This is a genomic window from Novosphingobium sp. ZN18A2, from assembly GCF_036784765.1.
Taxonomy (GTDB): Bacteria; Pseudomonadota; Alphaproteobacteria; order Sphingomonadales; family Sphingomonadaceae; genus Novosphingobium.
The window spans coordinates 2,663,737-2,678,259 of record NZ_CP136651.1 but is presented as its reverse complement, the minus strand read 5'-3'; the positions used below and the strand labels follow the sequence as shown (position 1 = coordinate 2,678,259).

The window sequence follows — 14,523 nt, the reverse complement described above, 5'->3', positions numbered from 1 at the left end:
TGCTCCCTATAGGCGCCCTTTTTGCGCCTCTGCGCCGCTCAGTCCCCGTCGGGGGCGTCTCTGTTCCCTTCTATCGCCGTCACCAGCCGGTCGAACTCTTCATTCCGGCGAAAGTTCAGGTCGCGCTGCGGGAAGGGAAGCTCGATCCCGTTCTCCTTGAACAGCACCCATAAACGCTTGAGCACCGCCGACCGGACGTTGCCCAAGCCCTCTTCCGGGTCGTTGATCCAGCACTGGATCACGAAGTTTACCGAGCTGTGCCCGTATTCGTGCATCCACACCGTGGGCGAGGGCACGTCCAGGATGCGCTTAGAATCCTTCGCCGCCTGCAGCATCAGCTTTTCGGCAAGGTCCATGTCGGACCCGTAAGCGACGCCCACAGGCACCTGGATGCGCACGTTCCTTGACGAATAGGACCAGTTCTCCACCTGACTGGTCATAAGGTTTTCGTTTGGAATCAGGTATTCACGCTGGTCGCGTGTGGTGATCGAAACCGCGCGGATTCCGATCTTCTTGACCTGCCCGAAGGTCTGCCCGGTGCCGGCGCTGTTGGCGATGGCGATCACGTCGCCCGGCTTGATCGAACGGTCCATCAACAGGATGATTCCCGCGATCAGGTTGCCGAAGGTCTTTTGCAGGCCAAAGCCGACGGCAAGGCCGAATGCGCCCGAAAATACCGTCAGTGCCGTCAGGTCGATATGCAGGATATCGATGCCGACAAGGAAGGCGATGACCCATACGGCAATCGAAACCAGCTTTTCGCCCAGCAACTGCTGCGCGGGATCGAGCCGCGTGATCTTGCCGAAAATGCGCGTCGCGATCGAACCGCCCAGGCGGGCCGCCACCAGAACGCCGATCACCACCACGATGACCACGATCGCACCCCAGATAGAGATGCGCGTGTTGCCGACGTCGAAGCCGATCTTGTCCAGCATGTCGATCACTTGTGTGATCGGGCTGTTCGGACCGAACAATTGCGCTGCAACCGGTGCGTGCGAGTCCAGCGTCACGGTCATCAGCCTTCCGCTCTCCGCCATGCGTCGAGCCCCGAGCGCAAGTCGGCCCTCAGGTCCGCAGGATCTTCAAGCCCGATAGACAGGCGCACGCCGAAGCGGTCTTCATCGGCCATGCCGGCAAGCGGCCAGCCGGATGCCGAGCGGATTCGCGCGGGATCGACCGGCGTTACCAGGCTTTCGAAGCCGCCCCAGCTGAAGCCGATGCCGAACAGCTCAAGCGCGTCGATCAGCGCATTGCGCGCTTCTGCCGTTCCCCCTTTCAGCACGAAGCTGAACAGGCCGCAGCCACCGTTGAAATCGCGGGCCCACAAGTCGTGGCCGGGCGAACCGGGCAGCATCGGACAAAGCACGCGCGCCACTTCGGGCTGCTGTTCAAGCCATGCCGCCAGTTCCAGCGCATGGGCGGTTTCGCTTTCGAGGCGCAGGCCCATCGTGCGCAGGCCGCGCAGGGCAAGCGCCGCATCGTCGGGAGAGACGACGTGGCCGATGGCCTGCGCGGTCTTGCGCAGCCTTGCATACCAGTGCGAGCCTGCCGAGGCGCTGCCCATCATCACGTCCGAGTGGCCGCCGACGTGCTTGGTCAGGCTCATCACCGTAATGTCGACGCCGTGGGAAAGCGGGGCGAATCCCAGCGGGCTCGCCCAGGTATTGTCGATGATCGAGATGACCCCCCTGTCGCGCGCGATCGCGGCAATGGCGGGCACGTCCTGCACCTCCATGGTCAGGCTTCCCGGCGATTCGAGCAGAACGCACTTTGTCCGTTCGCAGATCGCCTTGGCGAAAGCGTCTGGCGAAAGCGGATCGAACCAGCGCGTTTCAATCCCGAAATCCTTGAGCAGGCCGTTGCCCATCGTCCGGCTCGGCTCATAGGCGTTGTCCGTCATCAGCAGCACATCGCCGGGGCGCAGAACGGTCAACAACGCGCCCGAAATCGCCGCTACGCCAGAGGGGTAGAGCATCGTTCCCGCGGCACCGGGTTCAAGCCCGGTCAGCGCATCGGCCAGCGCCCACTGCGTGGGTGCACCGCGGCGGCCATAGAAGAACCGGCCGTCCTCGTTCAGCTTCGGACCGGATTTCAGCGCCGCCGTATCGGCATAAAGGTGCGTGCTCGCCCGCCAGACCGGCGGGCTGACCACGGCCGAGGGATGACCGGGCGTGCCGGTCCATTCAGCGCGCCGGCCCGCCGAAACGAGCCGGGTGGCGCTGGCCAGTTTCCTGTCGCTATCGCCCGTCATCGTTTCAGGCGGCGGCGCCGGACTCCTTCGGGGTATCGGCATCGGCGCCCCATTCGGACCAGCTGCCGTCGTAAAGCGAAACGTCGTCCTTGCCGATCAGGTGCAGGGCGAAGATCACGACATTGGCCGTCATGCCCGAACCGCAGCTGGAAACCAGCGGCTTCGACAGGTCGACGCCTGCCTTTTCGAACACCTTCTTCAGTTCGTCGGGCTTTTTCCAGGTGCCATCGGCGTTGAACAGCGCGGCATAGGGCACATTGCGCGAGCCGGGGATGTGCGCTTCCTCGAACCGGGGCGCGCCGCGCGCGTCGACGACCAGTTCTTCCTTTGAATGGAGGTTCTTCAGCACATCGGCCTTGGTGCGCAGGTTCTTGTCGTCCTGCCAGACGGTGAAGTGGCGGTGGCGCAGCGATTCCTTGCCTTGCGCGCAAGGGCGGCATTCCTGCTTCCACTTGGCGAGACCGCCATCGAGGATCGCCACATCGTGCGCGCCGAACATGCGCAGCATGAACCATGCCCGGGCCGAACTCTTGATCGGGCTGTCGTCATAAAGGACGATGCGGCTGCCGTCGCCAAGCCCCAGGCTTTGCATGCGGCTGGCGAATTTTTCCGCCGGGGGCAGGGTGTTGGACACCTTGGAGGCGGTGTCGATCAGGTTGGCAAGGTCCATGAAGACCGCGCCGGGAATGTGGCAGGCTTCGTATTCCTGGGCGGCGTCGCGCTTGCTTTCGGGAAGGAACGCGCTGGCATCTACGACGCGAAGGTCGCTCGCCCCCAGTTCGTTGGCAAGCCATTCGGTCGATACGAGGGATTCCATGTCATGCTCCTGCCTGGTCATCACGGCCCGTTGATCCGGGCTTCAACCTTGCCAGTCTTAATCGGGAGCACCGGACGCGTGAAGCCGTAAAAAGGCCGAATATGCAGATCAGCTAATTGCGGTCAGAAGTCTTTGCCCGATATCCGGGTACATTCGTGGCCCGAGATCGAGCCGGAATGGCCGCAGCCTGTCGCTTTCGCCATCGGGAAGCAGGCCGATCAGGAACGCACTCACCCGCGCTTTTCGCGCTTCGCCTGCCGACCACGAAGTTTCGAACCGGGCCAGCGGCACGAAAAGGCGATGCTGTCCGTGCCGGATCGGCAGGATTGCGGCCAGCGCAAGGCGCAAATCTCCCTCGATCGTCACGCTTTCGCCGGGTTCGATCGACTCGATTCGATGAAGCGGCGCGAATTGTGCGCCGTCGGCGCCAAGCTGCTGTTCGACCGGCAGCGAAGCATGGGCCGCTATCATGTCGCCGGAAATGGCAATATCTTCCAGCATCCGGGGGGCGGTATTGGTCAATTGCAGGCGATAAGTGAGCGTCGCGTTTACCAGCGTCACGCCCAGTCGCCTCGGCTCAAGGTCGAAAAGCGGTGAATCCGACTTGCGCGGCGCCTGCACGACTATCGGCGGAACCGGTGCGGCGGGCTGCTGCGCCGGTTCGCCGCCGCCCTCGGGGACGTCCGATGGAAACTGCGGTGCCGGGCTGGGAATCGTTTCGGGCGGGGCATCCGGGATACGGGGCGCACTATCGGGGACCGCCGCGATATCTTCACCGTCTCCGTCTGTCTCCGCCGGGTATCCTCCGGCCTCGTCTGCATCCACTGCGGCCATGCGGCGACGATAGAGGAGCGCCGATACTGCAAACAGCACAAGGACAAGCGCAATGGCGGCGGCCAGCAGCGGACTTATAGCAATGCCGCCCGGCGGCGGCTCCGGCGCGGCAAGGCTGGGCGCGCTGTCGGAGGCTGTGGCTTCCGGAGGCACTGCCAGAACCGGGGATTCGCTTGCCGAAGGTGCGGGCGTCGTCTCGGGTCGCGCCGTAGCGGCGGGGGTGCGGGGCGAAGGTGTCTGCGCAGGGGGCGTAGAGGAAGCGGCAGGGCGCGGTGCTACGCTTGTGGGGCTTGCGGCGGGAGCGGTCTGCACAGGGGGCGGCGCCGTTTGCACTGCACCGGCAGGATTGGAAGGTGCGGCAGTCGCGGTCGCGCCGGTCGCTGGCGACGGGGAGGAGGCAGGCGTGGGCGTCGCCGCTTCCGTGGCCACCCCTTGCGTGGAAAGCGCGCGCGGTGCTTCACCGTCCGGCGCGACCGGGCCGGACGCGCGCGGGGTTGCGGTTGCCTGCGGCTGCAACTGGAAATCACGGTAATCGGATGTTTGCGCGCGCAGTACGGCAGGGCAGGCAAGGGCTGTCGCAACGGCGATTGCCGCCGCTTGCCACAGCGACAAGCGGTGCGGGCCGAATGATTGGCGATTTCGGCGGTTCTTTCCCATTTCCTCCCCGTGAAGCAGTGCCGCTGCCAAGCGCGGGCGCGGTGAATAGCGCCTGAACCTACGGGCGAACAGGGGAACCGGCGATGCCGGGGCACATCCCGGCGACGGCTTGCCTCACCCGCGCGATAAGTGCATTCGCACCCTTTGCCGCGATGGTTCGGCCTGCTTGGCATCCGGCCGGCGTTGAAGACAGATCACACCGGAAAAGCGATACGATGAGCGATAATACACCCCTTCACCTTGGGCAGGCCAGCAGCCTGCCGGCTTCGCCCGAAGAGGCGGTGCTGGACTATGTGCCCAACCCGCGCGGCCAGAGCCGCTACATGGTCCGGTTCGCCGCGCCGGAATTCACGTCGCTCTGCCCGGTCACGGGTCAGCCGGATTTCGCCCATCTGGTTATTGATTACGTGCCAGACCGGACAATCGTCGAATCCAAGTCCCTGAAGCTTTTCCTCGGCTCGTTCCGCAATCACTGCGGATTTCACGAGGACGTGACGGTCGGCATCGGGGAACGGCTGGTTGCGGAAATGAAACCTGTCTGGTTGCGCATCGGCGGTTACTGGTATCCGCGCGGAGGCATTCCCATCGATGTGTTCTGGCAATCCGGCGCGCAGCCCGATGGCGTGTGGATTCCCGAACAGGGCGTTGCCTCCTATCGCGGACGGGGCTGAACGCGGCCCTGTTACAAGGGGCCATGGCACGATGTGTGGATTGCGCTATGGCATGGCAATGGAAACGCCCGTCCCTATCGCGACATTGAAGGCGCTGCGCCGGGTGTTGCGGGCAAGCGATCTTGGCGGCAGGCGGATCGCCGCCGCAACGGGGCTGGTCCCGTCGCAACTGCTGGTGTTGCAGGAAATCGCCAGGCTGGGCGAAGCGACGCCCACGCGCATCGCGCAATCGCTGCATTTCGCACAGGCAACCGTCACCAACATCACCGACCGGTTGGTTGCCGCCGGGCTTGTTCTCAGACGGCGCGGCGAGGCGGACCGTCGCACGATGTTGCTGACCGCAACCCCCGCCGGACACGCGGCGCTGGAGGCCGCGCCCGATGCCTTGCAGGACCGTTTTCTTGAACGCTTCGCGGACCTTCCGTCGTGGGAGCAGGCAATGATCCTCGCCTCGCTGGAGCGGCTGGGCGAGGTATTGGGCGAAGTGGACCAGCACAACGATCCGGTGATCCAGACCGGCCCGATCGATCCTGTGGACGGCAGCGCGGCCGCAACCGATTGAGACAACGAAAAAGGGGCCCCGAAGCGGAGCCCCTCTGCCGTTTCTTGCGCAAGGCGCAGGAAATTACTGCGCGGCGGCGTCCGTGCCCGCGCCCGCGTCGTTCGAAGCGGCGGCCCCGGCATCGGCCGAAGCGGTTGCATCAGCTTCGGGAGTCGCCGGTGCGGCAGCCTGGAGCTGCGTGTCGAGCTGGGCTGAGGTCATGCTGATCTGCAGACCCTGTGCGCCGACGGTGAAGGCCGACTTCGGCAGCGCGACAAGCACGTTGCCCGGACGCGTCACGACGACCTGCGTGTCCTTGACTTCCTTCACGGCGCCGACCATCGCGCCGCCCTTGCCGTACACCAGGGTGCCGGGAACCAGCGACTGCTGCAGCTTGGCCTGCGCCTGACCGGCAGCGGCCTGGATCGCGGCGTCGAGCTGCGCCTTGGTATAGGCGATCTGCGGACCCTTGTCGCCCTTGGTCACGGCTGCGCCGGGAATGGTCGCCTTGTTGGCGCCGGTGTCGATCACCACGTTTCCGCCAGCCGAGCTGACGATCGTGCCGACTTCGCCGCCCTGCGGATCATAGACGGTCGTGCCCGCGGTCAACTGCGGCGCTGCGGCCTGGGCATAGGCACTGGCGGCGGGAAGCATGGCGGTGGCGAGGGCGGCCGAGGCGGCCAGTTTAAGAAGGTTCATGGTGTTCTCCGGTACTCTGGTCCCAAAAAGTGCGTTCGTGCGGATCATCCGTCCGTTACCGACCGGACGATCCTGGAAGATATTTCCTCTATGGAAATACCCGGGAAATTTGCCCGCTCGCGCAAAGGCGAAAACGGGCCGGGTTGTTTCGTTCATAGGCCAATCCGGCTGAATTGCCCCTGAACCCCGCCTTCAGGCAGGCGATTTCCTTTTGCGCAAATAGGTTCCACATCGAAACATAAATGCGCATGGCGGGGCGTAGCGTCGTGTAATTGCGCTGGCAAGGGCGCTGGCCTTGACAGGCATTTTCGTGCCGCGTGGTGAAAACGCGCGCGGGGGGTGACCTGCAGGTTCGAGCCGTTATGCTGGCCGCGTGGGACCATCGGTAAAGCTTGAAAGCCTGACGCGCCGATATGACGGCACGGTCGCGGTGCGGCAGGTCGATCTCGATATCGAAGGCGGCAGTTTCGTCGCGCTTGTCGGTGCGTCCGGCTCTGGCAAGTCCACGCTGCTGCGTGCGATCAACCGGCTTGACGAAGCGCACGGCGCCAGCGGCGAAGGGCGTGTGCTGATCGGCGGCCGGCCTGCCGACGAGGAACCGGTGACCCGGCTTCGCCGCCGCGTAGGCTATGTCTTCCAGCATATCGGCCTGCTGCCGCACTGGACAGTGGGAGACAACATCGCAACCGCGTGGCGCATCGCTGGCGAAGCGCGGGATGAGGCGCGGCTGGGCGAATTGCTGGACCTCGTCGAATTGCCTCACGAATTCGCACAGCGCCTTCCGGCCGAGCTTTCGGGCGGACAGCGCCAGCGCGTGGGCATAGCGCGCGCGCTGGCCGGGAACCCCGACGTGCTGTTGATGGACGAACCGCTTGGCGCGCTTGACCCGGTGACGCGCGAGGCGCTGGGAAAGCGCCTGCATGACCTGCACGGCGAACTTGGCCTGACCACGATCATGGTCACCCACGACATGAGCGAGGCGCTGTTGCTGGCGGACCGGGTTGTGGTGATGGAAGGCGGTGTGAAGGTTGCGGACGCGACGCCGCACCAACTTCTTGCAGGAGAAGGTGGCGAGATAGCGCAGTCGCTTGTCGCGGTGCCGCGTGAACAGGCACGCCGTATCGCGGAGATCGAGGCGTGAACGCGATCCTGGCCGACCTGCTGAACCTTGGTTCGGCGCTGAAGGCCCATGTCGTGCTGTCCGCCGCCGCGCTGGGGCTGGGTATCCTGATCGCGCTGCCTATGATCGTATGGTCGGCCCGCTCGCGGCAGGTCGCGCGCATATCGCTTGGCCTTGCCGGGCTGGTACAGACGATTCCGGCGCTTGCGCTTCTGGCGCTTTTCTATCCGTTCCTGCTGTCGGTTTCGGCGATACTGGGCGGAGGGATACCGGCGCTTGGATTCCTGCCCGCGTTGCTGGCGCTGGGGCTTTATGCGGTTCTGCCAATCCTGCGCAACGGCGTGACGGGCCTTGCCCAGCTTGATCCCGCCGCGCGCGAGGCGGCCGATGCAATGGGGATGACGGCGACGCAAAAGCTGCGCTGGGTGGAAGCGCCGCTGGCAGCGCCCTTCGTCATGGCCGGAATAAGGACCGCGGCGGTGTGGACCATCGGGGCCGCAACGCTATCCACCACGGTGGGCGCGCAAAGCCTGGGCGATGCGATCTTCACCGGGCTCCAGACCGAGGACTGGGCGCTGGTGCTTGCCGGATGTATCGGATCGGCCGCGCTTGCGCTGGTGACGGACGCGTTGCTGGGACTGGTGGAGCGCGGCCTTGCCAATCGCCGCCGCTGGATGACGTGGCTTGGCGCGGCCATTGCGGCGGCGGGAATCGCCTGGGCCCTGCTGCCCGGCGGCGCTGGCACGGCGCGTCCGGTGCTGACCGTGGGCGCGAAGGGATATACCGAGCAGTATATTCTCGCCCGGCTGCTGGGCGACAAATTGACCGAGGCCGGCTTCGACGTGCGCTATCGCCAGGGGCTGGGTTCAGCAGTCATCTTCAAGGCGCTGCAGCGCGGCGACATAGACGTTTACGTCGATTATTCCGGCACGCTTTGGACCAACGAGATGCGGCGCACCGACAAGGCCGGACGCCAGCAGATGATCGACGACATCTCCGGCTGGATGGACAGGCAGGGGCACGGCAGGCTGATCGGCGCGCTGGGCTTTGAAAACGTTTATGCCTTTGCGATGCGCAGCGACGAAGCGAAGCGTTTGGGTATCCGCAATCTTGAAGACCTGGCCTCCAAATCGCGGCAGCTTTCCATGGGCACCGATCTTGAGTTCCTCAATCGTCCGGAATGGGCCGCGGTGAAGCGGGCCTATCCCATGCATTTCAGGATGAAGCGCCGGTATAACCCCACCTTCATGTACAAGGCGGTGAAGAGCGGGGCAGTGGATACGATTACCGCGTTTTCGTCCGACGGGCGCATCGCCGCTTACGATCTTACGGTGCTGGACGATCCCGAAGAGGCAATTCCGCATTACGACGCGGTGGTGCTGGCATCGCCGCGATGCATGACGAACCAGAAATGCGTGGGCGCGATCCGGCCGTTGCTGGGCAAGATCGACGTAAAGACGATGCGCGCCGCCAACGTGCTTGTCAGCAGGGATTCGGACAAGCAGTCACCCCGGCAGGCAGCGGCGTGGCTGGCGCAGCAGATCGACAGGCGTTAGGGGGGCGGTCGGGCCAACACGGTCCAGTGGGGGAACCGTCGGCGTGAACCAGATCTCGCCACTTCATGCAGAAACCTTGACCGCGCTGGCCGCGGCCGTCGCGGCCGGCCTGATCGTGGGCGTGGAACGCGGCTGGGCCTTGCGCGACCGACCGACCGGCGGACGCGTATCGGGTGTGCGCACTTTCGGGCTGATCGGCCTGACTGGCGGAATCGCCGGGCTCGCGCCGGATATATTCGCCGCGATAATTGCCACAGGCGTGGTGGCGCTGGTGACGCTGGGTTATTTCCGGACCGCGAACCGGGACCATGTTTCGGCAACCTCCGCCGTGGCTGCGGTGCTGACTTTCGCGATCGGCTTCACCGCCGTGCGCGTCGCGCCGATCGTGGCGCTTTCCGCCGCCGCCGCAAGTTTCGCCCTGTTGAGCGCGCGACGTTACCTGCACACCCTGCTGAACGGCCTGACCGAGCAAGAGATTGAGGGCGTTGCCCGCTTCCTGGTCGTGGCGCTGGTGGTCCTGCCGCTGTTGCCCGATACCCAGATGGGGCCGTTCGATGCCTGGAATCCAAGACGGATATGGATGGTCGTCGTTCTGGTCGCGGCGCTTTCCTTCGCGGGCTATGTCGCGGCCCGCCGCTGGGGGCAGGAGCGCGGGATACTGGTTGTCGCGATAACCGGCGCCATCGTTTCCTCTACCGCCGTGACAGCAGAATATGCCCGCCGAATGCGCGATGAGCCGCAAGCGAGAAGCGCGCTTGCCGCGGGAATTTCCATTGCCTCTATCGTGATGTTCGTGCGCGTCCAGTTGCTGACGGCGATCCTTGTTCCGTCCGCCTTGCCGACGCTTGCACTGACCATGGCGCCGGCGACGATCGTGGCCGGCGGGTTCGCGCTGGTCGCGTGGATGCGCCAGCGCCATGCCGAGGCGGCCCCGGTGAAGCTGGGCAATCCGTTCGATTTCGCACCGGCGCTGATCCTTGCAGGGTCGGTCGTCGTGCTTTCGGTAGCCGCGCGGTGGGCGCTTGCCCGGTTCGGTGACGAAGGCATTGCCGTGGTTCTTGGCCTGACCGGATTGATGGACGTGGATGCGGCGGTGCTGACGTTGGCGGGCCTGCCGGGGCATATGCTTTCGCCATCGTCGGCGGGCGTGGTGCTGGCGGTGCCCGTGCTGGCGAATACGGCGATCAAGGCCGCGCTTTCGGCCGGAATCGCATTCGGGCGCGGCGGGGTCGGCGCGGCCATGCCGCTTGTTGCGGCCCTTGGTGCGTCCGCACTGGCGATGCTGCTCTGGACCTGGGCTGGATGAACGGCGGGCGATCCATCGAAGGAAGTCGCCAGGCCGAAGGCGCGGCGCAGACGCGGCACAGGTTGTTGCAGGCGGCGGAATCGCTGGTGGTGCGCGAAGGTGTCCACGCGTTGACCGTGCGCCGCATCGCCAGCGAGGCACAGGTGAATTCCGCGCTTGTGCGCTATCATTTCGGCGGTGTGCCCGGCCTTTTGCGCGAACTGGCGTTGCTTAACGCGCGGCGCCTTGCCGATGAACGCGCGAGCCTGCTGGAACGGCTTCCGCCGGACGATTTCGATGCGGCCGTCGATGCGCTGGTTCTTCCGTTGTGGACCCGATCGGCCATCGGGGGCGATGAACGCGCGATCGTTGTTCTGGACGAGATTTTCGCCCGCGCGACCCCCGAATTGCATGGCGAGATCTGGACGATCTTCGCGCCCGGCGTGGATCGCGTGACCGGGGCGCTCCAGGCGATACAACCCGGCGTAGACACCGTCACGCTGGCCTGGCGGATACGCTTCGTGACGGCAGCCGCGCTGGATGTGCCGCCGCGCTCCAATCGCAGCGCGGTAGAGGCCCGGCGCGCCCGGACCTATGGAACCGAACAAGCCGGGGAGCGGCTTGAACGCTTCCGCGCCTTCGCGCGCCATGCGCTTCGTGCGTAGGTGTGCCCGGCCCGATGCGCGGAACGTATTGCAACGCAGCATGATCGGGTGTCTGATAGCGGCATGATCCGCGCGGCCCTGCACCATTCGACCAGATATGCCTATGACCGGCCGGTGGCTCTTGGGCCGCAGGTGGTTCGCCTGCGACCGGCGCCCCACTCGCGCACGGCCATTCCCAACTATTCGCTGAAGATCGAACCTTCGGGGCATTTCCTGAACTGGCAGCAGGATCCCCACGGCAACTGGCTGGCGCGCATCGTCTTTCCGGAACGCGTCACCCAGTTCTCGATAGAGGTAGACCTGATCGCGGACCTTACCGTGATCAATCCGTTCGACTTTTTCGTTGAAGACAGCGCCGAAACCTTCCCCTTCGCCTATGACGGTTCGACGCGAGAGGAACTGGCCGCCTATTTCGAAGCGGTGCCCGGCGGCCCGCTGCTCGATGCGCTGGCGGACCGCTATTCGGGCGTCGAGGAACGCACGATCGACTTCCTGGTGCGCATCAATCGCGAGCTGGAAGAACGCATCGGCTATGTCGTGCGGATGGAAGCGGGGGTGCAGACGCCCGAGGAAACGCTGCGCCTTGGCACCGGATCGTGCCGGGACAGCGGCTGGTTGCTGGTCAACCTGCTGCGCCGGCTCGGCCTGGCCGCGCGGTTCGTGTCCGGCTATCTGATCCAGATGAAGGCGGATGTGGAGCCGGTGGAAGGGCCGAAAGGCCCCGAAGCCGATTTCACCGACCTCCACGCCTGGTGCGAAGTGTTCGTTCCGGGTGCGGGATGGGTCGGCCTCGATCCCACGTCCGGCTTGTTCGCCGGTGAAGGGCACATTCCGCTCGCCGCCACGCCGCATTATCGCTCCGCCGCGCCCGTATCCGGCGTTGCCGAGCCGGCAGAGGTCAATTTCGATTTCGCCATGCGGGTGGACCGCGTTGCCGAAGCGGTGCGGATTACCAAGCCTTTTACCGACAGCCGCTGGGAACGGCTGCTGTCACTGGGCGAGGCGGTGGACAGGGATCTTGCGGCGCAGGACTGCCGGCTGACCATGGGGGGCGAGCCGACGTTCGTCGCCGCCGACGATCCGCAAGCCGGCGAATGGAACGGCGATGCCGTCGGGCCGACAAAGGCGAAATATGCCGACAAGCTGATCCGCAAGCTCAGGCAGAGATTTGCCCCCGGCGCGTTGCTGCATCACGGGCAGGGCAAATGGTATCCGGGCGAGAGCCTGCCGCGCTGGGGTTTCTCGCTATACTGGCGCAACGACGGAAAGCCGCTGTGGTCAAACCCAGGCCTGATCGCCGCCGATCCCGATGACGATACCGAACCGGCGGAAAAGGCGCTTACCGGCGACGATGCCGAACGGTTCCTGGATACAGCGGCCAGCGGGTTGGGGGTGGACAGCGCGTTCATCCAGCCGGTGTATGAGGATCCTGCCAAATGGATCGAGCGCGAAGGCGACTTGCCGATCAATGTCGACGTATCCGATCCCAGGCTTGACGATCCGGAAGAAAGATCGCGCATCGTGCGCACGTTCGAGCGCGGCCTGTCTAAGCCCGCCGGTTATGTTCTGCCGATCCAGCGCTGGCAGGCCGAACCGGCCAAGGGACCGCGCTGGAAATCCGAACAGTGGACCCTTCGCAGGGGCAAGCTGTTCGCGGTGCCGGGCGATTCCTCGCTTGGCTACCGGCTGCCGCTGGGGTCTCTGCCCTGGGTTCCCAAGTCGGACTATCCCTATATCCACCCGCGCGTGACGACCGATGCGCAGGCGCCGCTATCCGATTTTCGCGAACAGCGCGCCGCGCCAGCCGATGTTGCGCGCGAAGTGGCCGCCGACCAGCCATTTCAGAGGGTGGAGAGCGCGGGCGGAAACCGGCAGGACGTGGTCGAACAGGAAATCATCGAAGGCGCGGTGCGCACTGCGATCACCGTTGAACCGCGCGGCCGTTACCTTTCCGTGTTCATCCCGCCTGTCGAAGCGATAGAGGACTTCCTCGAACTCGTCGCACAAGTGGAAGCGACGGCGGAACGCTTGCAGATGCCGGTGCGTATCGAAGGCTATCCGCCGCCGCCCGACCCGCGCATTTCCGTGCTCAAGGTAACGCCCGATCCCGGCGTGATCGAAGTCAATATTCACCCGACATCGAGCTTTCACGACCTCGTCGAACTGACCCAGGGGCTTTACGACGACGCGCGCGAGGTGGGGCTTACCGCCGACAAGTTCATGGTCGATGGCCGCTCGGTCGGCACCGGCGGCGGCAACCACCTGGTGATGGGCGGGGCAACATTCCCGGACAGCCCGTTCATCCGCCGCCCGGACCTGCTGAAAAGCTTCGTACTCTACTGGCAGCGGCACCCCTCGCTCAGCTACCTGTTCTCCGGCCTGTTTATCGGTCCGACCAGCCAGGCCCCGCGTATCGACGAAGCCCGGCATGACAGTCTCTACGAACTGGAAATCGCGCTGTCGCAAGTGCCGCCGCCGGGTGAGGCGCCGCGCTTCCCGTGGATCGTGGATCTGCTGTTCCGCAACATGCTGGTCGATGTGACGGGTAATACCCACCGCACCGAAATCTGCATAGACAAGCTCTATTCGCCCGACGGCCCGACCGGGCGGCTGGGCCTGGTCGAATTTCGCGGGTTCGAGATGCCGCCGGACGCGAAGATGAGCGTTGCCCAGCAATTGCTGCTGCGCGCGCTGCTCGCGTGGTTCTGGCGCGAACCGCAAGACGGCAGCCTGGTGCGCTGGGGCACGATGCTGCACGACCGGTTCCTGTTGCCGCATTTCTGCTGGACGGACTTCATGGAAGTGCTGGGCGACCTGCGGCGCGCGGGATACGATTTCGATCCCCAGTGGTTCGAAGCGCAGCGCCAGTTCCGCTTTCCCGTGCATGGATCGATAGAGGCGGGCGGCGTGGTGCTGGAAATCAGCCATGCGCTTGAACCGTGGAACGTGCTGGGCGAGACGGGCGCGGTGGGCGGCACCGTGCGCTATGTCGACAGTTCGACCGAACGCTTGCAGGTTCGCGCTACCGGTCTGGTGCCCGGCCGCCACGTGATCGGTTGCAACGGGCGGCGTGTGCCGATGCACCCGACGGACGTGCCGGGCGAGGGCGTGGGCGGGGTGCGGTACAAGGCATGGGCGCCGCCATCGTGCCTGCACCCGCTGCTGGGCGCGGATGCGCCGCTGACATTCGACGTGTTCGATACGTGGAACGGCCGGTCGGTGGGCGGGTGCGTCTATCACGTCGCGCATCCGGGCGGGCGCAATTACGATACGGTTCCGGTCAACGAGTACGAGGCGGAGGCACGGCGCAAGGCGCGTTTCCAGGATCATGGTCATACGCCGGGGCGGGTCGATATCCCGGCCGCCGAATTTGGCGGTGAGTTCCCGATGACGCTGGACCTTCGCCGACCGGCCGGAATGCATTAAA

At 65.2% G+C, this 14,523-nt stretch carries 12 protein-coding genes; 7 read left to right on the top strand and 5 right to left on the bottom strand.

What is annotated here, in order from left to right:
• Positions 1–38 precede the first annotated feature (38 nt).
• The 4 genes from RXV95_RS12790 to RXV95_RS12775 all read right to left on the bottom strand — a co-directional run bounded on the left by RXV95_RS12790 (position 39) and on the right by RXV95_RS12775 (position 4,055).
• Positions 39–935: a mechanosensitive ion channel domain-containing protein gene (locus RXV95_RS12790; protein WP_338468563.1), complete on the bottom strand. Its 897-nt coding sequence runs from the start codon at positions 933–935 to the stop codon at positions 39–41.
• 80 nt (positions 936–1,015) lie between these two features.
• The gene (gene metC, locus RXV95_RS12785) at positions 1,016–2,251 is read right to left on the bottom strand and encodes a cystathionine beta-lyase (protein ID WP_338468562.1); all 1,236 of its coding nucleotides are present in this window, start codon (positions 2,249–2,251) and stop codon (positions 1,016–1,018) included.
• 4 nt (positions 2,252–2,255) lie between these two features.
• Complete coding sequence (sseA, locus tag RXV95_RS12780; RefSeq protein ID WP_338466421.1) at positions 2,256–3,068, bottom strand: 3-mercaptopyruvate sulfurtransferase; 813 nt, start codon at positions 3,066–3,068, stop codon at positions 2,256–2,258.
• A gap of 108 nt (positions 3,069–3,176) precedes the next feature.
• A complete protein-coding gene (locus RXV95_RS12775) occupies positions 3,177–4,055 on the bottom strand; it encodes a hypothetical protein (RefSeq protein WP_338466420.1) in 879 nt (292 codons plus the stop codon).
• Positions 4,056–4,774: 719 nt separating this feature from the next.
• Here RXV95_RS12775 and queF point away from each other — a divergent pair.
• Complete coding sequence (gene queF / locus RXV95_RS12770) at positions 4,775–5,230, top strand: preQ(1) synthase (RefSeq protein ID WP_338466419.1); 456 nt, start codon at positions 4,775–4,777, stop codon at positions 5,228–5,230.
• 58 nt (positions 5,231–5,288) lie between these two features.
• The gene (locus RXV95_RS12765) at positions 5,289–5,792 is read left to right on the top strand and encodes a MarR family transcriptional regulator (protein WP_338466418.1); all 504 of its coding nucleotides are present in this window, start codon (positions 5,289–5,291) and stop codon (positions 5,790–5,792) included.
• 63 nt (positions 5,793–5,855) lie between these two features.
• Here RXV95_RS12765 and RXV95_RS12760 read toward each other — a convergent pair whose 3' ends face one another.
• A complete protein-coding gene (locus tag RXV95_RS12760) occupies positions 5,856–6,470 on the bottom strand; it encodes a hypothetical protein (protein ID WP_338466417.1) in 615 nt (204 codons plus the stop codon).
• A gap of 373 nt (positions 6,471–6,843) precedes the next feature.
• On the opposite strand from RXV95_RS12760, the gene RXV95_RS12755 reads away from it, so the two are divergent.
• The 5 genes from RXV95_RS12755 (at position 6,844) to RXV95_RS12735 (ending at position 14,522) form a co-directional block, all read left to right on the top strand.
• Positions 6,844–7,611, top strand: coding sequence for an ATP-binding cassette domain-containing protein (locus tag RXV95_RS12755; protein WP_338466416.1), 768 nt, complete (start codon positions 6,844–6,846; stop codon positions 7,609–7,611).
• Positions 7,608–9,146 (top strand): ABC transporter permease/substrate-binding protein, encoded by a 1,539-nt coding sequence (locus tag RXV95_RS12750; protein ID WP_338466415.1) that lies wholly within the window; start codon positions 7,608–7,610, stop codon positions 9,144–9,146. Before RXV95_RS12755 ends, RXV95_RS12750 begins: the two co-directional genes overlap by 4 nt.
• 43 nt (positions 9,147–9,189) lie before the next feature.
• Positions 9,190–10,452, top strand: a complete 1,263-nt coding sequence (locus RXV95_RS12745) for an MgtC/SapB family protein (RefSeq protein ID WP_338466414.1) — start codon at positions 9,190–9,192, stop codon at positions 10,450–10,452.
• Entirely contained in the window at positions 10,449–11,096 is a 648-nt protein-coding gene (locus RXV95_RS12740; RefSeq protein ID WP_338466413.1) for a TetR family transcriptional regulator, read from the top strand. The genes RXV95_RS12745 and RXV95_RS12740 overlap by 4 nt, the downstream gene beginning before the upstream one ends.
• Before the next feature lie 63 nt (positions 11,097–11,159).
• A complete protein-coding gene (locus RXV95_RS12735; protein WP_338466412.1) occupies positions 11,160–14,522 on the top strand; it encodes a transglutaminase family protein in 3,363 nt (1,120 codons plus the stop codon).
• The last annotated feature ends 1 nt before the right edge of the window (position 14,523 follow it).